The 20,091-nt window shown below is 67.6% G+C and carries 18 protein-coding genes; 10 read left to right on the forward strand and 8 right to left on the reverse strand.

Annotated elements, in window-relative coordinates; genetic code table 11:
* Nucleotides 1-80: 80 nt before the first annotated feature.
* The 5 genes from KF941_RS21255 to KF941_RS21275 form a co-directional block, all read right to left on the reverse strand.
* Nucleotides 81-1,727 (reverse strand): electron transfer flavoprotein-ubiquinone oxidoreductase, encoded by a 1,647-nt coding sequence (locus KF941_RS21255; RefSeq protein WP_214272672.1) that lies wholly within the window; start codon nt 1,725-1,727, stop codon nt 81-83.
* A 129-nt stretch (nt 1,728-1,856) separates the two neighbouring features.
* Nucleotides 1,857-2,783, reverse strand: coding sequence for an FAD-binding protein (locus KF941_RS21260; RefSeq protein WP_214274434.1), 927 nt, complete (start codon nt 2,781-2,783; stop codon nt 1,857-1,859).
* Nucleotides 2,783-3,541, reverse strand: coding sequence for an electron transfer flavoprotein subunit beta/FixA family protein (locus tag KF941_RS21265; protein WP_214274435.1), 759 nt, complete (start codon nt 3,539-3,541; stop codon nt 2,783-2,785). The genes KF941_RS21260 and KF941_RS21265 overlap by 1 nt, the downstream gene beginning before the upstream one ends.
* Nucleotides 3,538-4,680, reverse strand: a complete 1,143-nt coding sequence (locus tag KF941_RS21270; protein ID WP_072464361.1) for a CaiB/BaiF CoA-transferase family protein — start codon at nt 4,678-4,680, stop codon at nt 3,538-3,540. Before KF941_RS21270 ends, KF941_RS21265 begins: the two co-directional genes overlap by 4 nt.
* On the reverse strand, nt 4,680-5,846 hold the full coding sequence (locus KF941_RS21275) for an acyl-CoA dehydrogenase family protein (protein WP_036760892.1): 1,167 nt from the start codon (nt 5,844-5,846) through the stop codon (nt 4,680-4,682). The genes KF941_RS21270 and KF941_RS21275 overlap by 1 nt, the downstream gene beginning before the upstream one ends.
* A 343-nt stretch (nt 5,847-6,189) precedes the next feature.
* On the opposite strand from KF941_RS21275, the gene KF941_RS21280 reads away from it, so the two are divergent.
* The 6 genes from KF941_RS21280 (at nt 6,190) to dctP (KF941_RS21305) (ending at nt 12,263) form a co-directional block, all read left to right on the forward strand.
* Nucleotides 6,190-7,356 carry an acyl-CoA dehydrogenase family protein gene (locus tag KF941_RS21280; RefSeq protein ID WP_072464360.1) on the forward strand — a complete coding sequence of 389 codons (1,167 nt, stop codon included), beginning with the start codon at nt 6,190-6,192 and terminating at the stop codon, nt 7,354-7,356.
* 9 nt (nt 7,357-7,365) lie between these two features.
* Nucleotides 7,366-8,241, forward strand: coding sequence for a CoA ester lyase (locus tag KF941_RS21285; RefSeq protein WP_036760882.1), 876 nt, complete (start codon nt 7,366-7,368; stop codon nt 8,239-8,241).
* Between the two features lie 25 nt (nt 8,242-8,266).
* The gene (locus KF941_RS21290; protein WP_036760879.1) at nt 8,267-9,499 is read left to right on the forward strand and encodes a CaiB/BaiF CoA-transferase family protein; all 1,233 of its coding nucleotides are present in this window, start codon (nt 8,267-8,269) and stop codon (nt 9,497-9,499) included.
* A gap of 24 nt (nt 9,500-9,523) precedes the next feature.
* On the forward strand, nt 9,524-10,003 hold the full coding sequence (locus KF941_RS21295) for a MaoC family dehydratase (protein ID WP_036760877.1): 480 nt from the start codon (nt 9,524-9,526) through the stop codon (nt 10,001-10,003).
* A gap of 9 nt (nt 10,004-10,012) precedes the next feature.
* Nucleotides 10,013-11,122 (forward strand): CaiB/BaiF CoA-transferase family protein, encoded by a 1,110-nt coding sequence (locus tag KF941_RS21300; RefSeq protein WP_114537157.1) that lies wholly within the window; start codon nt 10,013-10,015, stop codon nt 11,120-11,122.
* A gap of 121 nt (nt 11,123-11,243) precedes the next feature.
* A complete protein-coding gene (gene dctP / locus KF941_RS21305; protein WP_116220630.1) occupies nt 11,244-12,263 on the forward strand; it encodes a TRAP transporter substrate-binding protein DctP in 1,020 nt (339 codons plus the stop codon).
* 42 nt (nt 12,264-12,305) lie between these two features.
* Here the strand turns inward: dctP (KF941_RS21305) and dctP (KF941_RS21310) are convergent, their stop codons facing one another.
* Together dctP (KF941_RS21310) and KF941_RS21315 are read right to left on the reverse strand one after the other, a co-directional pair.
* Nucleotides 12,306-13,316 carry a TRAP transporter substrate-binding protein DctP gene (gene dctP / locus KF941_RS21310; RefSeq protein ID WP_214274436.1) on the reverse strand — a complete coding sequence of 337 codons (1,011 nt, stop codon included), beginning with the start codon at nt 13,314-13,316 and terminating at the stop codon, nt 12,306-12,308.
* A 250-nt stretch (nt 13,317-13,566) separates the two neighbouring features.
* Nucleotides 13,567-14,691 carry a DcaP family trimeric outer membrane transporter gene (locus KF941_RS21315; protein WP_214272653.1) on the reverse strand — a complete coding sequence of 375 codons (1,125 nt, stop codon included), beginning with the start codon at nt 14,689-14,691 and terminating at the stop codon, nt 13,567-13,569.
* Nucleotides 14,692-15,170: 479 nt separating this feature from the next.
* On the opposite strand from KF941_RS21315, the gene KF941_RS21320 reads away from it, so the two are divergent.
* The 4 genes from KF941_RS21320 to KF941_RS21335 all read left to right on the forward strand — a co-directional run bounded on the left by KF941_RS21320 (nt 15,171) and on the right by KF941_RS21335 (nt 19,370).
* The gene (locus tag KF941_RS21320) at nt 15,171-16,379 is read left to right on the forward strand and encodes an MFS transporter (protein WP_214274437.1); all 1,209 of its coding nucleotides are present in this window, start codon (nt 15,171-15,173) and stop codon (nt 16,377-16,379) included.
* An 80-nt stretch (nt 16,380-16,459) separates the two neighbouring features.
* Nucleotides 16,460-17,380 (forward strand): LysR family transcriptional regulator, encoded by a 921-nt coding sequence (locus tag KF941_RS21325; protein WP_036760353.1) that lies wholly within the window; start codon nt 16,460-16,462, stop codon nt 17,378-17,380.
* 178 nt (nt 17,381-17,558) lie between these two features.
* Nucleotides 17,559-18,581: a TRAP transporter substrate-binding protein DctP gene (gene dctP, locus KF941_RS21330; RefSeq protein WP_166435380.1), complete on the forward strand. Its 1,023-nt coding sequence runs from the start codon at nt 17,559-17,561 to the stop codon at nt 18,579-18,581.
* Between the two features lie 3 nt (nt 18,582-18,584).
* Nucleotides 18,585-19,370, forward strand: coding sequence for an enoyl-CoA hydratase/isomerase family protein (locus KF941_RS21335; protein ID WP_214274438.1), 786 nt, complete (start codon nt 18,585-18,587; stop codon nt 19,368-19,370).
* Here the strand turns inward: KF941_RS21335 and KF941_RS21340 are convergent.
* Nucleotides 19,360-20,037 (reverse strand): TetR/AcrR family transcriptional regulator, encoded by a 678-nt coding sequence (locus KF941_RS21340; protein WP_214274439.1) that lies wholly within the window; start codon nt 20,035-20,037, stop codon nt 19,360-19,362. The genes KF941_RS21335 and KF941_RS21340 overlap by 11 nt on opposite strands.
* Between the last annotated feature and the right edge of the window lie 54 nt (nt 20,038-20,091).

The raw sequence follows: 20,091 nt of genomic DNA on the forward strand, positions 1-20,091 counted from the left end.
CCGATCATCTAACAGGCGCTAGAATTTCGTTCATCGTGTGCTTCTGTCCCGGCCAAAGGAAAAACCGATAGCTCGCCTTGTCACATATTCGGGTAGTTCGGCCCGTCTCCGCCCTGGGGTGTTGTCCAGTCGATGTTCTGGCTGGGATCCTTGATGTCGCAGGTCTTGCAGTGGACGCAGTTCTGGAAGTTGATCTGGAAGCGCGGGCCGCCCTCGCCCTCCAGCACCTCGTAGACCCCGGCCGGGCAATAGCGCTGCGCCGGCTCGGCATAGAGCGGCAGGTTCACCGCGATCGGGATCGCGGGGTCCTTCAGCTTCAGGTGGCAGGGCTGGCTTTCCTCGTGGTTGGTAAAGGAAAACGCCACGTTGGTGAGCCGGTCGAACGAGAGCTTGCCGTCCGGCCTGGGATAGTCGATGGGCTGGAAATCGGCGGCCTTGCCGGTGGCCTCGGCGTCGGTCTTGCCGTGCTTCCAGGTGCCGAGCGGGTTCCAGCCGGTCAGGTTCGCCACCCACATGTCGAAGCCGCCGAGCGCCAGCGACGGCCACAGCCCCAGCTTCGACCAGAGCGGCTTGACGTTGCGGACCGGCTTCAGGTCGCGGGCGATGGGGCCCGAGCGCAGGTCGGCCTCGTAGTCCGTGAGCTCGTCGCCCGCGCGGCCGGCGGCGATGGCGGCCGCCGCCGCCTCGGCCGCGGCGATGCCCGAGAGCATGGCGTTGTGGTTGCCCTTGATGCGCGGCACGTTCACCAGTCCCGCCGAGCAGCCCAAGAGCGCCGCGCCGGGCACCGCCAGCTTCGGGATCGACTGCCAGCCGCCCTCGGAGATGGCGCGGGCGCCGTAAGCCACGCGCTTGCCGCCCTCCAGCAGCTCCGCGACCAGCGGGTGGTGCTTGAAGCGCTGGAACTCCATGTAGGGATAGAGGTAGGGGTTGGCGTAGTTCAGGTGGACGACGAAGCCGACCAGCACCTGGTTGCCCTCGAGGTGATAGATGAACGACCCGCCGCCGGCGTTCTTGCCCAAGGGCCAGCCCATGGTGTGGGTGACGGTGCCGGGGCGGGCCTTGGAGGGGTCGATCTCCCAGATCTCCTTCATGCCGAGGCCGAATTTCTGCGGCTCATGGCCGGCGGAGAGGTCGTATTTCTGGATGAGTTCCTTCGCCAGCGAACCCCTCACGCCCTCGGCGATCAGCACGTATTTGCCGCGCAGCTCCATGCCGGGCTCGTAGGCCGGGCCGGGGGTGCCGTCGGCATCGAGCCCCATCTCGCCGGCCACGACGCCGGCGACGCGGCTGCCCTCGTAGACCAACTGCGAGCAGGCCATGCCGGGGAAGATCTCGACCTCCAGCGCCTCGGCCTGCTCGGCGAGCCAGCGGCAGACATTGCCCATGGAGACGATGTATTTGCCGTGGTTGTTCATCAAGGGCGGCATCGGCCAGTTCGGCACCCGGACCTGGCCCTGCGGGCCGAGGATGTAGAAATTGTCCTGGGTGACTTCGGTGCTGACGGGCGCGCCCTTGTCCTTCCAGTCCGGGATCAGCTTGTCGAGGCCGGCGGTGTCCAGAACCGCGCCCGAGAGGATATGCGCGCCGATCTCCGAGCCCTTCTCCAGCAGCACGACGCCGAGGTCCGGGTTCACCTGCTTGAGCCGGATCGCCGCCGACAGCCCCGCCGGGCCGCCGCCGACGATCACAACGTCGTATTCCATCGACTCGCGTTCAATTTCGGACATGGCTCGGCCCCCCTGGCTGGCTGGTGGCGGTTGCGGGGTGGGGCGGGGGGCTCTGCCCCCCGCGCCCCTGCGGCCCCTCGATGGGGCCGCAGGGACGCTCCCCCCGGAGTATTTGCGGAACTGAGAAGTTCAGAGCTTGCCGGTCAGTTCCGGCACCAGGCCGAACAGGTCGCCCACCAACCCGTAGTCGGCGACCTGGAAGATCGGCGCCTCCTCGTCCTTGTTGATCGCAACGATCACCTTCGAATCCTTCATCCCCGCCAAGTGCTGGATCGCCCCCGAGATGCCCACCGCCACGTAGAGCTCGGGCGCCACCACCTTGCCGGTCTGGCCCACCTGCCAGTCGTTCGGCGCATAGCCCGAGTCGACCGCAGCCCGCGAGGCGCCCACCGCGGCGCCGAGCTTGTCGGCAAGCGCCTCGATGATCGCGAAGCTCTCCTTCGAGCCCAGGCCGCGGCCGCCCGAGACCACCCGCTTGGCCGAGGTCAGCTCGGGGCGGTCGCTCTCGGCAACCTCGTCGGCAACCCAGGCCGACAGGCCGGGATCGGCGGCGGCGGCGGTCTCGGTAATGCTGGCCGAGCCGCCCTCGCCGGCCGCCTCGAAGCTCGCCGTGCGGATGGTGAAGACCTTCCTGGCGTCCTTCGAGCGCACCACCTGGATGGCGTTGCCGGCATAGATCGGCCGCTCGAAGGTCTCGGCGTCGATGATGGCCGAGACGTCCGACAGCACCATCACGTCCAGAAGCGCCGCCACGCGCGGCATGACGTTCTTGGCGTCCGTCGTCGCCGGGGCGGCGATGTGGTCGTAATCGCCGGCAAGGCCCACGATCAGCGCCGCCGTCGGCTCGGCCAGGCGGTGGCCGTAGAGCGCGTCTTCCGCCACCAGCACCTTGGCGACGCCGGCGATCTTCGCGGCCTCCTCGGCGGCCGCTTTCGCCGAGGCGCCGGCGCAGAGCACCGTGACATCACCCAGGCCCTTGACCGCGCCCACCGCCTTCGCCGTCGCGTCGCGGTTCAGCACCCCGTTCGTCACCTCTCCAAGCAGCAGAACAGCCATCAGATCACCCCCGCTTCTTTGAGTTTGCCGACCAGCTCGTCCACCGAGCCGACCTTGATGCCGGCCTTGCGGCCCTCGGGCTCGCGCACCGAGACCACCTCGAGCCGCGGCGCGACGTCGACGCCGTAATCGGCTGCGGTCTTTTCCTCCAAGGGCTTCTTCTTCGCCTTCATGATGTTCGGCAGGCTGGCGTAGCGCGGCTCGTTCAGGCGCAGGTCGGCGGTGACCACCGCCGGCAGCGCCACCGCGATGGTCTGCAGCCCGCCGTCGACCTCGCGGGTGACTTTCGCTTTGCCCCCGTCGATCTCGAGCTTCGAGGCGAAGGTCGCCTGCGCCCAGCCCAGCAGCGCCGCCAGCATCTGCCCGGTCGCGTTCATGTCGTTGTCGATCGCCTGCTTGCCGGCGATGACCAGCTCGGTGTCCTCGGCTTCGGCGACCTTGGCGAGGATCTTCGCCACCGCCAAGGGCTCGATGTCCTGCTGCACGTCATCCGTAGCGGTGACGAGAATGGCGCGGTCGGCGCCCATCGCCAAGGCCGTGCGCAGCGTCTCCGCCGCCTGCTTCACGCCGATGCTGACGGCGATGACCTCGGAGGCCTGGCCCTTCTCCTTCAGCCGGATCGCCTCCTCGACCGCGATCTCGTCGAACGGGTTCATCGACATCTTCACATTCGCAAGATCGACGCCAGACCCGTCAGCCTTCACACGGGCCTTCACGTTGTAGTCGATCACGCGCTTCACTGGCACGAGGATTCTCATGCAATTGCTCCTGTTGCTTCTTCGGCCAGCCGCGGGGCGGCCGCATCGAGGGGGTTCAGCGCCGGCACCGCGCCGTAGGGGCGGGCCTCGCCCGCGAAAATCGCGGCCGGGGCGGGATAGCGGACCGGGCCGTTCGGCGTGTCCACGGTGATGCGGCGCAGATGCGGGTGGTTCGATAGCCTTTCCATGTCGCTGACCGAGGCCAGCGCCACCTCGGCCTGAAGCAGCGCCGCGATGGCACCCTCGGCCGTCATGCGGGCAAAGCCCTCGGCCACCACGGCATCGGTCTGGGCGCGGTTCGCCACGCGGGCGACATTGGTGGCAAAGCGCGGGTCGCCCGCCAGTTCCGGCCGGCCTAGGAACAGCTCGGCCAGCTTGCGCCATTCCCGGTCGCTTTGCACCGAGATCAGCACCTGCCCGCCGTCCCGCGCCGTGAAGACGCCGTAGGGCGCGATCGAAGGATGCGCCATGCCGAGCCGCTTCGGCGACTTGCCGCCCTCGTGGTTCAGAAGCGGGACGGTCAGCCAGTCGGCCATCACGTCGAACATCGAGACCGAGATATTCGCCCCCTTGCCGGTCACGCCGCGGGCGATCAGCGCCTCGAGGATGGCGGCATGGGCGGTGGCGCCGGTGGCGATGTCGACGATGGAGATGCCGACGCGGGCCGGCTCGTCGGGACCGCCGGTGATCGAGCAGAGGCCCGATTCCGCCTGGATCAGCAGGTCGTAGGCCTTGCGGTCGGCCATCGGGCCGTCCTCGCCATAGCCGGTGATCGAGCAGGTGATCAGGCGGGGCCAGTCGCGCGCCAGCCGCTCGAAGGAAAAGCCCAGCTTTGCCAGCGCGCCGCGCTTGAGGTTCTGGACCAGCACGTCGGCGCCCTCCAGCAGCCGCGCCAGTTCCGCCTTGCCGGCGTCCGAGCCGAGGTCCAGCGTGACCGATTCCTTGCCGCGGTTCAGCCAGACGAAATAGCTGGACTGGCCCTGCGCCACGTCGTCATAGCCGCGGGCGAAATCGCCCTCGGGCCGTTCGATCTTGATCACCCGCGCGCCCGCATCGGCCAGGCGCGAGCTGGTGAAGGGGGCGGCGACGGCCTGCTCGATGGCGACGACCGTGAGCCCCGAAAGGGGAAGCGCGCCCATCAGTAGCTCTTGGGCATGCCGAGGACATGCTGGCCGACATAGCCTAGGATCATGTTGGTCGAGATCGGCGCCACCTGGTAGAGCCGGGTCTCGCGGAACTTGCGTTCCACGTCGTATTCGTTGGCGAAGCCGAAGCCGCCGTGGAACTGGATGCAGGCGTTCGCCGCCTCCCAGCTGGATTTCGCGGCCAGGTATTTCGCCATGTTCGCCTCGGCGCCGCAGGGCTGGTCGGCGTCGTAGAGCGCGGCGGCCTTGAAGCGCATCAGGTTCGCCGCCTCGACCTCGATGAAGGCCTCGGCGATGGGGAATTGCACGCCCTGGTTCTGGCCGATGGGGCGGCCGAAGACCACGCGCTCGTTGACGTATTTTACCACCCGGTCGGTGAACCAGTAGCCGTCGCCGATGCATTCGGCGGCGATCAGCACGCGTTCGGCATTCAGGCCCGAGAGCAGGTGCTTGAAGCCCTGGCCTTCGGTGCCGATCAGGTTTTCCTCGGGCACTTCCAGGTTGTCGAAGAACAGCTCGTTGGTTTCGTGGTTGACCATGTTCGGGATCGGCTTGACGACCAGCTGGCCGTTCGCCTGTGCCGCTTTCGCATCGACGATGAAGATCGACATGCCTTCCGAGGGCTTCCTGCATTGCTCGACCGGCGTGGTGCGGGCCAGCACGATGATCAGGTCGGAATGCAGCACCCGGCTGATCCAGACCTTCTGGCCGTTGATGACCCAGCGGTCGCCCTTCTTCACCGCGACGGTCTTGATCTTGGTGGTGTCCGAGCCGGTGGTCGGCTCGGTCACGGCCATGGATTGCAGCCGCCATTCGCCGGTGGCGATGCGGGGCAGGTAATGCTGCTTCTGCGCCTCGGAGCCGTGCTTGATCAGCGTGTTGATGACATACATCTGGCCGTGACAGGCGCCGGAATTGCCGCCCGAGCGGTTGATTTCCTCCATGATCACCGAGGCTTCGGTCAGGCCCAGGCCCGAGCCGCCATAGGCTTCGGGGATCAGCGCGGCCATCCAGCCGGCGCGGGTCAGCGCATCGACGAATTCCGCAGGATAGGCGCGGGCCTCGTCGATCTTGCGGTGGTACTCGTCGGGAAACTCGGCGCAAAGCGCGCGGACCGCATCGCGGATGTCCTGATATTCGTCGGTGCGTTGGTCAAACATGGTGATGATCCGTGCCAGCTGTGTCCGCATCGGGCGAACTGTCGCCAGCAGTCATGGCATCGCGGTGCCGCATAATGCAAATATATGTTGTGGATTGCTGATATAACATTTCCATATGGCAAGCGCCCGAGGCGCCGGGGTGGAGGCAATAACAAGGCAATATCATCCCGCTGCGCCGCATCGGTGCGGGTCTGGCCATAGCATGAACCTATGGAACGGCTCGGGGCAGCCTTTCGCGCCCGGCGAGGGCGCCAAGATTCGTTGACCCATGGACGGCAAGATGCCTAATGAGTGTTAGAAAATTGATCGAACCCTGATCGAGCCACGCCGAGGAGAGAGGGCAATGGGCTATCTACTGACCGACGACCAGCAGGCGATCGTCGATGCCGCAGAGAAGATCTGCGAGAACTTCCCGCTGGAATACTGGCTGAAGAAGGAACGCGACCACGCCTTCCCGCACGAGTTCTTCCAGGCGGTGGCCGATGGCGGCTGGCTGGGCATCTGCATGCCCGAGGAATTCGGCGGCGCCAACCTGGGCGTGACCGAGGCGGCGCTGTTCCTGCGCACCGTGGCGGAATGCGGCGGGCAGGCGGCCGCCTCGACCATCCACATGAACATCTTCGGCCTGCAGCCGGTGGTGCATTTCGGCACCGAGGAGCAGAAGCAGCGCTGGCTGCCGCCCTTTGCACGGGGCGAGGTCAAGGCCTGTTTCGCGGTGACGGAACCCGACACCGGCCTCGACACCACCAAGCTGAAGGTGGCGGCCCGGAAGCAGGCGAATGGCGATTACCTGATCTCGGGCAAGAAGGTCTTCATCTCGACCGCGCAGCAGGCCGATCACATGCTGCTCCTGGCCCGCACCACGCCGATCGAGGAGGTCAGGAAGCATTCCGAGGGGTTGAGCCTGTTCTATACCAAGCTCGACCGCGACTACGTGGACATCCGCGAGATCGACAAGCTGGGCCGCGCCGCCGTCGATACCAACGAGCTGTTCATCGACAACCTGCCGGTGTCCAGGGACAGCCTGATCGGCGAGGAAGGCAAGGGGCTGAAATACATCTTCCATGGCATGAACGCCGAGCGCGTCTTCGTCGCCGCCGAGCAGGTCGGCATCGGCCGGGCGGTGCTGAAGCTCGCGACGCAATATGCCAAGGACCGCGTGGTCTTCGGCCGGCCCATCGGCCAGAACCAGGGCGTGCAGCATCCGCTGGCCCGCAACTGGGCGGAACTCGAGGCGGCGAACCTGATGCTGCTGGCCGCGGCCGAGCTTTACGACAAGGGCCTGTCCTGCGGCTCGGAAGCGAACGCGGCCAAGCTGGTGGCCTCCGAGGCCTGCATGAAGGCCTGCAACACCGCGATCCTGACCCATGGCGGCTTCGGCTATGCCAAGGAATACCATGTCGAGCGGTTCATGCGCGAGGCCTGGATCGGCTATATCGCCCCGGTCACGCCGCAGCTGATCCTGTCCAATATCGCCGAGCGCAAGCTGGGCCTGCCGAAATCCTATTGAGGTGCCGCGATGAAACCGATCCGTTCCTTCCTGTTCGTGCCCGGCAACAAGGAATCCATGCTGGACAAGGGCGCCAATGCCGGCGCCGATGCGCTGATCCTGGACCTGGAGGACAGCGTGCCCCCGGCCGAAAAGCTGGCCGCGCGCGAGCTGGTCGCCCGCAAGATCCCCGAGCTGATCGCCGCAGGCCAGCGCATCTGGGTGCGGGTGAACCGGACCGCGCATATCTATGATCTGGACGACATCCTTGCCGTGGTGCAGCCGGGCGTCGAGGGCATCTATATCTCGAAGCCCTGGGGTCCCGAGGACGTGCATATGGCGTCCTGCATGATCGCCGAAGCCGAGGCGCGGGCGAACCTGCCCATCGGCTCGGTCGGACTGATCCCGCTGTTGGAGACGGCGCGCTCGATGCAGCTGTGTTACGAGATCGCGCAGATCCCGCGCGTGACCGGGATCGTCGGCGCGACGGCCAAGAACGCCGATGTCGGCCGGGCGCTGAAATATGTCTGGACGCCCGAGGGGCGCGAGTCGGAATACATGAAGTCCCGCGTCGTCATGGCCGCCCGCGCCGCCGGCAAGATGCCCATCGGCGGCATCTGGCAGCAGATCAAGGATCTGGAGGGGCTGGCCAAGGCCTCGGCCTTCGACCGGCAGCTGGGCATGTCGGGCGAGCTGGCGCTGCACCCGATGCAGGTCGAGACCATCAACCGCACCTATACGCCGACGGCCGATGAGGTGGCCTTCTACCAGGGCATGATCGACGCGCTGGAGGCGGCGCAGGCGCAAGGCCGGGCCTCGGTCATGTATGATGGCGAGCATATCGACATCGCCCATGCGAAGACCGCGCGCGACATCATCGCGCTGGCCCGCGAATACGCGGCCTGAACGCCAGGAAGGGGAGGGGGAGAAGATGACGAACCGACCGCTGGAGGGCATCCGCGTCCTCGACCTGACCGTGGCGCTGGCCGGGCCCTATTGCACCTTGCTTCTGGCCGGGCTGGGGGCCGAGGTCATCAAGATCGAGGCGCCGCAGGGCGGCGACATCGCCCGCTTCAACCCGCCCTTCTATGGCAAGGACGGCATCCACCTGGGCGCGCTGGAGGAAGGCGACGTATCGCTGTCGATCCTGGCGCGGGCGCGGGCCAAGAAAAGCCTGTCGCTGGACCTGAAATCCGCCGAAGGCTTGCGGCTCTTCAAGGAACTGGCCAAGCAGTCCGACATCGTGGTCGAGAACCTCAGCGACGGCACGGTCGAGCGGCTGGGCGTGGATTACGACAGCCTCAAGGGGGTCAATCCGCGGCTGATCTATTGCTCGATCACCGGCATGGGGCGGCCCAGCCCCTATCCGGGGCTGAAGGTCATGGACATCGTGGTGCAGGCGCTGTCGGGGGTGATGGACACCACCGGCGACAAGGACGGCCCGCCGACCCGCTTCGGCCTGCCCATCGCCGACCTGCTGGCGCCGCTTTACGGGGTGATCGGCATCCAGGCGGCGCTGCGCCAGCGCGAGGCCACGGGCCAGGGCCAGCATGTCATGACCTCGATGCTGGACTGCCTGTCCTCGCTCTTGCCGTTCGAGCATTTCGACGTGTTCCAGCGCATGGGCTTTCCGGCGCGCAGCGGCAACCACCAGACCCGGCTGGCGCCCTTTGGCATCTTCAGGACCAGCGACGGCCATGTCTCGATCGCGGCGGCGAACGACAAATGGGCCGGGCTGATTTTTGAGGCCATGGGCCAGCCGCAGCTGATCGAGGATCCGCGCTATGCCACGCGTGGGCCGCGGGCGGTGAATGCCGATGCGCTGAACGGGATGATCGAGGCCTGGACCCGCAACCTGACCACCGAACAGGTGATCCATGCCCTGGCCACCAGCCGCGGCGTGCCCTGCGTCAAGGTCCGCACCGCGCGCGAGGCGATGGCCGACCCCGCCTTGCGCGAAAGCGGCGCCATCGTGCCGCTGGTCCACCCGGAAGCGGGCGAGATCGACGCGGTGGGCAGCGGCATCCCGATCCGCATGTCCGGCTCGACGGTGGGGCTGGACAGGCCCGCGCCGACGCTGGGCGCGAACAATGCCGAGGTGCTGGGCCTTCTGGGCCTGGGCGCCGACGAGATCGAAAACCTGAAATCCCAGGGCGTCATCTGACCCCCGGCCAAGCGGAGAAAACCCATGAGTGTGAACTATACCGAACTGGCGACCGGCAAGTATTACGAAGAGCTTGAGGTGGGCAACATCTATCGCCACGCCATCACCCGCACCGTCTGCGAGGCGGACAACCTGCTGTTCTCGGCGCTGACCTACAACTCGGCCTGGCTGCACATGGACGAGGTCTATTCCAAGGAACAGGGCCATCCCGGCCGGCTGGTGAACAGCCTGTTCACCCTGTCGCTGGCCTGCGGCGTCACCGTGGCCGACACCACGCTGGGCACCACCCAGGGCAACTTGGGCTTCTATGACGTCAAGTTCACCAACCCGGTCTATATCGGCGACACGCTGCGCAGCGAGACCGAGATCGTCTCCAAGCGCGAGTCGAAGTCGCGTCCCCATGCCGGCATCGTCGAGTTCGAGACCCGCAGCTTCAACCAGGACGACAAGATGGTGCTGACCTTCCGCCGCACCGGCATGATGCTGAAGAAAAATCCGGGCTGAGGACGCGCCATGGGACCGCTTGCCGGACTGAAGGTCATCGAACTGGCCGGGCTGGGTCCGACGCCGTTCTGCGGCATGCTGCTGGGCGATCTGGGCGCCGATGTGCTGCGCATCGACCGGCTGGCCGAGGTCGACCTGGGGCTGGACCTGCCCGACAAATACGACCTGCGCAACCGCAACAAGCGCTCGGTCGCGCTGGACCTGAAAAGCCCCGAGGGCCACGCCACGCTGATGGAACTTGTCGGCAAGGCCGACATCCTGATCGAGGGCTATCGCCCCGGCGTGGCCGAGCGGCTGGGCATCGGTCCCGAGGATTGCCGGAAGGTCAATCCCAGGCTGGTCTATGGCCGCGCCACCGGCTGGGGTCAGGAAGGCCCGATGGCGCAGATGGCGGGCCATGACATCAACTATATCGCACTGACCGGGGCGCTGGACCGCATCGGCCCGGCGGGCGGGGCGCCGGTGCCGCCGCTGAACCTGCTGGGCGATTACGGCGGCGGCGGGGTCTACCTGGCCTTCGGCCTGCTGGCGGCGGTGCATGAGGCCAGAGGCTCGGGCCAGGGGCAGGTGGTCGATTGCGCCATGGTCGACGGGGTCTCCAGCCTGCTGACCGTGTTCCACGCCTTTCGCCAGCTGGGCCAGCTCGACCCGCGGCGCGGCGCGAACGTGCTGGACGGCGGTGCGCCCTATTATGGCTGCTACGCCACCCGCGACGGCAAATATGTCGCCGTGGGCGCCATCGAGGCGCGGTTCTACGACCAGATGCTGTCGGTGCTTGGCCTCGACCCCGCCACGCTGCCCGATCGCAACGACCGCGCCCATTGGCCCGGCCTGCGCGCGCGCTTCGAGGCGATCTTCGCCACCCGGACCCGCGACGAATGGGCGGCGGCGTTCGAGGGCACGGACGCCTGCTTCTCGCCGGTGCTGACGCTGGACGAGGCGGGGGGCCATCCGCAGAACCGCGCCCGATCCCTGCTGGTCGAGGTCGAGGGCGTCGAGCAGCCGCAGCCCGCCCCGCGCTTCTCGCGCACGCCGGGCGGGATCGCGCGCCTGGCCCCCGCGCGCGGCGCCCATACCGCCGAAGTGCTGCGCGACTGGGGCGTGGCGCAGGGGGGCTGAGGCCCGCAGGGCCTGCCTTTCCGTGCCATAGCTTCCTGCTATAGAACGGAAATAAAACCGTTTTTCCGCTCCCGGCTTGCTAATCTGGCGCCATCAAGCACAAGACAACGGGAGGTAAGACATGCCGAATTATCGCGGCCCGGCCTGGGCCGGGCTTTTCGCGCTGGCGCTGGCCGGAGGGGCGGCCGCGCAGGACACCACCATCAAGTTCTCGAACCTCTGGCCCGAGAACCATTACCTTTGGCAGGAAGGCGGCAAGGTCTTTGCTGATGCGGTGAACGAGGCGACCGGCGGCAAGGTCGCCTTCGCCGATTTCCACGCCAGCCAGCTGGGCAAGGACCAGCTCAGCCTGCTGAACAGCAACCTTGCGCAGATGGCGACGGTGGCCGCGCCCTATGCGCCCGACAAGCTGGGTCTGACCGGCGTCACCGAACTGCCGGGCTATTTCGGCAGCTCCTGCGAGGCGGTCGGCAAGCTCTGGCCCCTGGCGCAAGAGGGCGGCCTGCTGGACCAGAAGGAATACGAGGCGCTTGGCCTGCATGTGCTTTTCGTGGCGGTGCCGCCGCCCTACAAGCTGATGACCGCCAGGAAGCCGGTGCGCAGCCTCGAGGATCTGCGCGGACTCAAGATCCGCTCGGTCGGCGGCGCGCAGGCGGATTCGGTGCGGGCGCTGGGGGCCGCGCCGGTGCAGGTGCAGGCGGGCGAGTTCTACGATTCCGTGTCGCGCGGCACGGTGGACGGCGCGATCTATATCTGGGTCGGCGTGCCGCCCTTCAGCCTGCAAGAGGTGCTGCACCAGACCACCGAGGGCTTCCATGCCGGCTCGGCCGCGGTGCTTTACGCGATCCGGCAGCAGACCTGGGACGGGTTGCCCGACGAGGTGAAGGCGGCGATGACCGAGGCCGGCCAGAAGGCGCAGCAGAACCTTTGCGCCTATCAGGACCGCGAGGAGGACAAGATCCGCGACGGCTATGTCCAGGCGGGCACGCTGGCGGTCAATGCGCTGACCCCCGAGGAGGCGGCGCGCTGGAACGCGCTGACCGCGGGCGTGGCGGCGGATTGGGCGGCGCGGCTGGACCAGAGCGGCCGCCCCGGCACCGAGGTGCTGAAGGCGTTCGAGGCCGCCGGCGCCGGCAACTGACCGCGGATCGCATGAGGAAATGGCCCCTTCCGGGGCCATTTTTCATTGCGCCCCGGACTTGAAGGCATCCAGGATCGCCTGGCCGGGCCGGCCCTGCTTTTCCATCCCCTGCGCCCAATCGGCCGCGTTCTTGTCGAAATGCTGCTGCCACTCGGCCAGGTCCGCCTCGGACGCGGACGAGATCGTCACCTTGTCCCCGGCGGCGAATTCGTCGCGGACGGATTTTTCCAGCTCGTCCTGGTAGGAGCAAAGCTTGTCCTGCGCCTCGGCCGCGGCCTCGGTGAAGCGGGTCTTCATGTCGTCGGGCAGCGCCTGCCAGGCCTTGTCGCTCATGGCGAAGACGACCGAGCCGCCGCCCAGCTCCGCGCCTTCATAGGCATAGTCCACCACGTCCTCGAGCCCATAGATCGGCAGGGTGTAATAGGGCAGGAGCGTGCCGTCGACGGTGCCGCGCATCATGGCGTCGAAGACCTCGCCCGAACTCATGCTGACCGGCACGGCGCCGGTGCCGCGCACCAGGCTGCCGATCGCCGCGCCGTTGGCGCGCAGCTTCAGCCCGGCAAGGTCGCCGATCGCGCGGACCTGCTTTTTCGAGGTCAGCACCTTGTAGGTCGGCTGATGCGCGACGAACAGCGGATGCAGGCCCTGCGGCGCGTATTCCGCCTGGTCCAGCGGCGCGCCGTCCTGGATGATGTGCCACAGCTTCGCCACCCCCTCGCAGGTGGTGTCGTGAAAGCCGGGCAGTTCGGAAACCGAGGTCAGCGGCAGCTTGTCGGGGCTGTAGGACGGCACCAGCGTCACGATGTCGGCCAGGCCCGATTGCAGCACCGCCAGCGAGTCCTTGCCGAGCTGCGCCGCCGGGAAGACGCTGGTCTCGACCTTGCCGTCGGTCTTGGCCTCAAGGGCTTCGACGAAGACCTTGCCGCCATGTTCCCAGAAATAATGGGATTGCGGGAAAAGATGGGCAAAGCGCAATGTGATCTGCTCTTGGGCGGTTGCGCCGCCTGCGGCCAATATCAGCGCCAGGGCGGTGGTTGCCAGCTTGTCGAACATTTCCGTGGTTCTCCTCCAATTCGGATAGGCGCAGAATATACCAAACCACCGTTCGATTTCATGCTTCCGTCCATAGGGGAAAACGATGGCCCCGGCGCATGAACCTATGCGCCGGGGCCCTTTTTCTTTGCCGGTCGCAAGCCGCGATCCCCGGCTTTCCCGGCCCGCCTGGACGAGTTGGCCGCTGGCATCCTTTCGGACGCCAGCGGCCTTTTTCCACGAGAGAGAGATTGATCGGGTTTGCCTATTTTCAGAAGCTGTATTGCGCGGCGAACTGGATCCTGTCGTTGTCGAACCTGGCGCCGTCGAACTGGCGGCGCTCGGCCCTGATGTATTCCAGGCCCAGCGTCACCGGCTTGACCGGCTTGTACTTGACGTTCAGATGCACCGCGCTCAGCTTGTCGGTGCCGTCCGCGGCCGCGCCGGCATGATCGTCGTAGTCGTTGACGCCATAGCCCGCGCCGATCTCGAACTGCGGGGTGATCGCGTGGCTCAGCGCGATGCCGTAGCCCTTGGCGCCGATGGCCTGGCCATTCGCGTCCAGCTCGGGGGCATAGGTCGCGCTCCAGGCCGGCAGCAGCGAGGAAATGCCGTCGCCCTGGGTGTAGGAGGCCTGGATCAGCCCGCCCTCCCACAGCTTGGCATTGGCGCTGATCGTCGCGCCCCAGCTGGATTCGACGCCGTTGACCGGATGCTCCAGGCTGCGCGAGATCGCGGCCAGCTTCACGCTGCCCTGCGCGAATTTCTGCGTCACCGCGGCGGCGATGGCGACGCGGTCCTTGAGCGCCGAGTTGTCCTCTTCGAGCGAGAGCGCGGCCGAGGTGTCGCCGAACTCGGCGGTATAGCGGACCTGGCCGACGCGATAGGCCGGGGCGCCGGTCTGGCCGTTGGCGTCGATGAAGGCCGGCAGCTCGCCCACCGGGGTGAACAGGCTCCAGGTCTGGCCGGCGAGCAGGCCGTTCAGCTCGCCGAAGGCGTGGCGCAGGCGGAAGGTGCCGCCGCCGCCGCCCAGGAAGTCGCCCTCGAGGTTGAACTTCAGCTCGCCCATGTCGGTGGATTGGGCGCCGCGGATGCCGATGCGGCTTTGGTAGGCATGGGCGCGGCTGGCGGCATCCTCGGTGCTGGCGGCGGTGATGCCGGCGATGCCGCCCGAATGGATGCCGAGGTCGTGGCTGTTGTCGTAGATCAGGTCGCCCTTGACGTAGCCGTAGAAGTTCAGCGTGAAGCCGGTGGGCGTGGTCAGGCCGGCCGGCTGGGCCTGGCGCGCCTCGAGCGCGGCGACGCGGTCCTCCAGCGTCTGCGCGGCGGCGGGCAGGGCGGCAAGCCCGGCCGCCAGCGCGGCGAGGCCAAGCCCGCCGATATGGGTCTTCTTCATGGTGCTCCTCCCTGAGCCTGGTGATGCATCGCGCCGCACCGCAGGTGCGGCGGCATCGAGGACGCAGGCATGGAAAACCCGCGCGCCAATTGCCGGCGGCGCCATTGTCTTTTTGCAGCGTGGTGATTTATCCGGCGATGCCGGCGGTCATCGCATTCAAGGATTATAATGCTGATGCGTGGTCATGTTTCCCCCGTTGGCGGCTGTCGCCGTTGTTATTCTTCGCGAATCTGACGGACGCGTTCTTTCCTGATAGGCGGGCGGGGGAATTGGCGTCAAACCAAACCTGCCTTTTACCGGGCGGGTCAAAGCCGTCCCCTATTCGACCCATAGGGCGCGGCTATCCGCAAGACGGCGGATTCAGGAATAGCCAATGCCTATGCGCCCGCCCCGCTTTCCGATGCATGAAAAAACCCGCTGTAACCTTGGGGCGGGGCGGAAAAGACTGGGGCGACGAACCTTGGATATGCGGGCGAAAGATGGACGGCAGCACCTCCAGCACGAACCCTGTCGCTGCCGGCGCGCCGATGCGCCCGGCAGAGGATCCGCCGCCTGCCACGCATCTTCACGCGACCTTCCTGATTGCCGGATTGTGCTGTTCGACGCTGATGACGGCCCGGCTGGTCTTGCCCAGCATGGCGCTGGAGCAGGGGGCGGGGGCTGCGCTGACGGGATTGCTGGCGGCGCTGTTCACGCTGGCGCCGATGCTGCTGAACCTGCGCTTCGGCCGCTGGGCCGATCGCGTCGGCACCCTGCGGCCGGCCATGGTCTCGGCGGGGCTGATCGCGGGGGCAAGCATTCCCGGACTGCTTCGGCCCGGACTGGCGCAGCTGCTGCTGGCGGCGGGGCTGATCGGTGCGGGCACCATGTTTGCCCATGCGGTCGCCACCCGCGCCGTGGCCCAGTCCAGCCCGACCGAGGCGGCCAGGGCGCGCAACCTGGGCACCATGCTGCTGTTCTATGCGCTGTTCCAGTTCCTGGGCCCCATCGCCGGGGCCGTCGCCCTTGAGCAGGGCGGCGCAAGGCCGGCCCTGGCCGTCACCTGCCTGCCCGGCGCGCTGGCGCTGCTGCTGCTTGGCCGGGGGCGGCATGTCTTTCGCGGCCCGGCGGGGGCGACGCGCGCCATGCCGCGGCGGCGGGGCGACCTGGTGATGCTGCCGGACCTGCGGCGCTGGCTGGTGACCGGCAGCATGTTCGGGGCGGTGCTGACCGTCTATCCCTTCGTCGTCTCGGTCCATGCCGCCATGATCGGCCTGTCCACGACGCAGGCCAGCCTGGTGCTGGGCGCCTGTTCGGCGGGCACCATCGTCGCGCGGCTTTGCGTGGCGCCCGTCGTGCGGCTGGTCCGGTTGCCGCTGGCGCTGGCGGCGGCGCTGATGCTGGGCGCGCTGGTCTATGCGCTGCTGCCCGCCATGACGGGCCTTGGCCTGTTCCTGGCGGGCAGCGCGGTGCTGGGGCTGTCGCTGGGCATGGGAGTGCCCATCGCGCTGAGCCTGCTGATGGGCACCACGCCCGAGGGGCGGGCCAACGAGACCATGGGCCTGTCCATGACCCTGACCAATTTCATCCAGACGCTGTTGCCGCTGCTGCTGGGCACCACGGGCGAGCATCTGGGCGTGGCGGGCATGGTCTGGACCATGGCGGCCGGCATGGCGGCCTGCGCGGTGCTGGCCGCGCGCGGGCGCTAGGGCGGGCCGCGCGTGTTGACAGCCGGCGGGTGCGGCGCGATACCCGGACGCAGAAAATCCCCGGTTCCGCGCGGTATTCCATGGCCTTCAATCGCCTGCATCTGATCCGACAGGTCGATCTGTTCTCGCTGAAGCTGTTTCTGTCGGCGGTCGAGGAGCGACAGATCGGCCGCGCGGCCATGCGCGAGAACATCTCGGCCTCGACCGCGACGAAACGGATCCAGGATCTCGAGGAGATCGCCGACGTCAAGCTGTTCGAGCGGACTCCCTCGGGGGTGGTGCCGACCCCGGCGGGGCGCGTGCTGGAACGCTACCTGCGCGCGATCTTCGGCCAGCTGGACGATCTGCGCAACGAGATCTCGGCTTTCTCGGAAGGCGTGCGGGGCGATCTGGTGGTGGCCTCGGCGCGTTCGATCATCGCGCCCTTCCTCGCCAAGGAACTGGGCGATTTCAGCCGCGAGTTTCCCATGGTCGACCTGGTCGTGCAGGAGGTCGAGAACGCCCGCATCGTGCAGGCCGTGCTGGGGGGCGAGGCCGAGATCGGCGTCTTTGCCGCCGCGGCCGGGCTGGACCTTTCGGGCGCCGACGTGGTGCCCTATCGCGAGGACCGCATCGTCGCCGTGGTGCCGCGCGACCATGCGCTGGCCGGGCGTGAGTCGGTGCGATTCAAGGACCTGATCGCGGAACGCTTCATCCCGGTGGCCGGCCTGCGCGAGGCGCTGGAGGCGGCGGCGGCCCGCAACCATGTCGAGTTCGCGCCGAAATACATGGTGCGCAGCGGCGGGGTGGCGACCAGCCTGGTGCAGGCCGGGCTGGGCGTGACCATCCAGCCCGAATGCCTGATCTATCGCGACATGCTCGACCAGGTCGCGGTCGTGCGGCTGGACGAGCCCTGGGCCAAGCGCCAGATCCTGATCGCCACCGCCCAGGGCAGGGTGCCGGGGCGCGCGGCCTCGGTGCTGATGGCGCAGCTTCTGGATCGCCCGCCCGCCTCGGCCTGATCCCGGCCTGATTGCGGCCACAGGTTTTTCCGATAGCCTGCATCGCTTCGGCCTGCCGAGATTGTTCTGGCCTGCCGCCCGGCATTTGCACGAAAATCGGTGGCGATACCAGACGCAGGGACGGGACCGGCCCCTGCGCGTGAAAATCGCGATGATCCGCGAAATGGGAGGAAACGACATGAAACCGATCAGCCTGGCGCTGGCCGCCGCTTTCGGCCTGGCCACGATGGCGCAACCCGGCGCGGCGCAGGATGCCGTGCATCTGAAGCTCGCCCATGGCTATCCGGCGACGCATTTCCTGTGGGAACACGGGGTGGCGCGCTTCGTGGACCGCGTGGCCGAGCAGACCGGCGGCAAGGTGACGTTCGAGGTCTTTCCCAACAGCCAGCTGGGCAAGGACCAGCTTGCGCTGCTGTCCAGCGGGCTGGCCGATGTCGCGCTGCTGACCCCGGCGATCGCGGGCGGAAAGCTGCCCCTGACCTCGGTGACCGAGCTTCCCGGCCTGTTCGGCACCTCTTGCGAGGCGACCCGGAAGTTCTCGGAAATCGCCAAGGAGGGCGGGCCGCTCAACGAAGCCGAATACAAGCCGCTCAAGCTGCATGTGCTTTATGTGCTGACCGTCCCGCCCTATACGGTCATCACCACGAAAAAGCCGGTCGCCTCGCTTGCCGACATGTCGGGGCTCAAGATCCGGGTGGCGGGCAACGCCATGACCAAGACCGTCGGCGCGCTTGGCGGCGTGCCGGTGCAGATCCCCGGACCCGAGATGTTCGACGCCCTGACCCGCGGCACGGTCGATGGCGCGCTTTATTCGCACATGGCGCTGCCCTCGCTGAAGCTCGATCAGCTGTTCAAGTATTCGGTCGGCGGCATGTCGCTGGGCGGCGGCAGCGTCGTGCTGGCCATGTCGGACCGGGCCTGGGAAGCGCTGCCCGAGGATGTGAAGGCCGCGATGAACGAGGCCGGCCCGATCACCGAGATCGAAAGCTGCAGCTGGCAGGACGAGCAGGAGGCGAGCTTCAGCAAGGAGCTGGCCGAAGAGCGCGACTGGCAGATCGCCACGCTTTCCCCCGAGGAAAAGGCGCAATGGGAGGCGCGGATCACCGAGGTCGCCAAGGACTGGGCGGCCGAGATGGAATCCACCGGCAAGCCCGGCGATGCCATCCTCGAGGCGTTCCGCAACGCCAAGGGGACCGAGTAGGCCGTGGCGCCGCCCGTGCTCTCCGTCGGCCGCGCCGGCGCCGTGGGCGTCCTTGAACTGGCCCGCCCGGACAAGTTCAACGCCATCACCCACGAGGTGTTTCGCCTGATGGCCGAGGCGCTGAACGCCTTCGAGGCGGAAGGCTCGGGCATCCGCGCGGTGCTGGTCTGCGCGCAGGGCCGGCATTTCTGCACCGGCGGCGACCTAGCCGAAGCGCAGTCGATGGAGGGCGACCCGGCGGCGCTCGCGCGCTACCTGGAGGACATGAACCGGGGGCTGTGCCGGCTCGAGGCCAGCCCGCTGCCGGTCGTGGCGGCCTGCCAGGGGCTGGCGCTGGCGGGCGGGCTGGAGCTGGCGCTTTGCTGCGACGTGGTCTTTGCCGCCGGCGATGCCCGCTTCGGCGACCAGCATGCGCAATACGGGCTGGTGCCGGCCTGGGGCGCGACCCAGCGCCTGCCGCGGCTGGTCGGCATGAAGCGGGCGCTGGACCTGATGTATTCCGGCCGCTGGATCGACGCGGCGACCGCCGAAGGCTGGGGCCTGGTGAACCATGTCGTCGCGGCAGAGGGGCTGCGCCAGGCGGCGCTGGACTATTGCGCGGATCTGGCGGGGAAAAGCCGGCCCGGACTGCGCGCCATGAAGGAGCTGGCGCGGGCCTCGGAAAGCCTGCCGCTGGAGCAGGGCTTGCGCGCCGAACAGGCCAGGGTGGTCGCCGTCATGCAGGGCCCGGACCCGCAAGAGGGGATCGCGGCCTTCCTGGAAAAGCGCGCGCCGCGCTTTATCGGCTGACCAGCGTGCCGGGGCGCCGCGCCCTGGCGCCGCCTTGCCCCTGCCGCCCCAGCCCGCCGTCCAGGCAGGTCGTTATGATGAGATGGCAGACATCGTCGATGCTCATGCGGCTGGGGCGATACCATTCGATGCTGCGGCTCATCGTGCCGATCAGGAAGGGCACCACCAGGCGAATGTCCATGTCGTTGCGAATCTCGCCCTCGCGCATGCCTTCGGCGACAAGGTCGTGCCAGATCCGGGCATAGGCGCGGCGCTCCTCGCGCTTGCGGCGCTTGAGCGTCGGCGGCAGATGCTCCCACACGCGCATGAACGAGGCCGAGTTGTTGTCGCCGGACAGGAAGGCGGTGATATGCGCCCGCATCGCCGCCGCGATCCGGTCCCGCACCGGCGCCGAGGCGCCCAGTTCCGCCACCGCCTGCGTCACCGCATCCGAGACCATGGCGATGCTGGCGCTGAGCAATTCGTCGAGGATCTGTTCCTTGGACTTGAAGTGGTAGTAGAAGCTTCCCGCCTTCATGCCCACGCGGTCGGCCAGTTCGCGCAGGTTGCATTCGCCATAGCCCTTTTCGGCGAAAAGCCGGGCGGCGGCGGCCAGGATCTCGCCCCGAGTGGTCTCGGCCTTGCGGGGCTTCGGACGGCGCTTTGGTTCGGGGGGCGTTTCCGGCATGGTCCTGGCTTTGCTTGTCCTGTTCGGCCCTATTGATCAGCCGCGCGGAAACGG

The sequence above is a fragment of the Paracoccus sp. pheM1 genome, assembly GCF_018499825.1.
Lineage (GTDB): Bacteria > Pseudomonadota > Alphaproteobacteria > Rhodobacterales > Rhodobacteraceae > Paracoccus > Paracoccus versutus.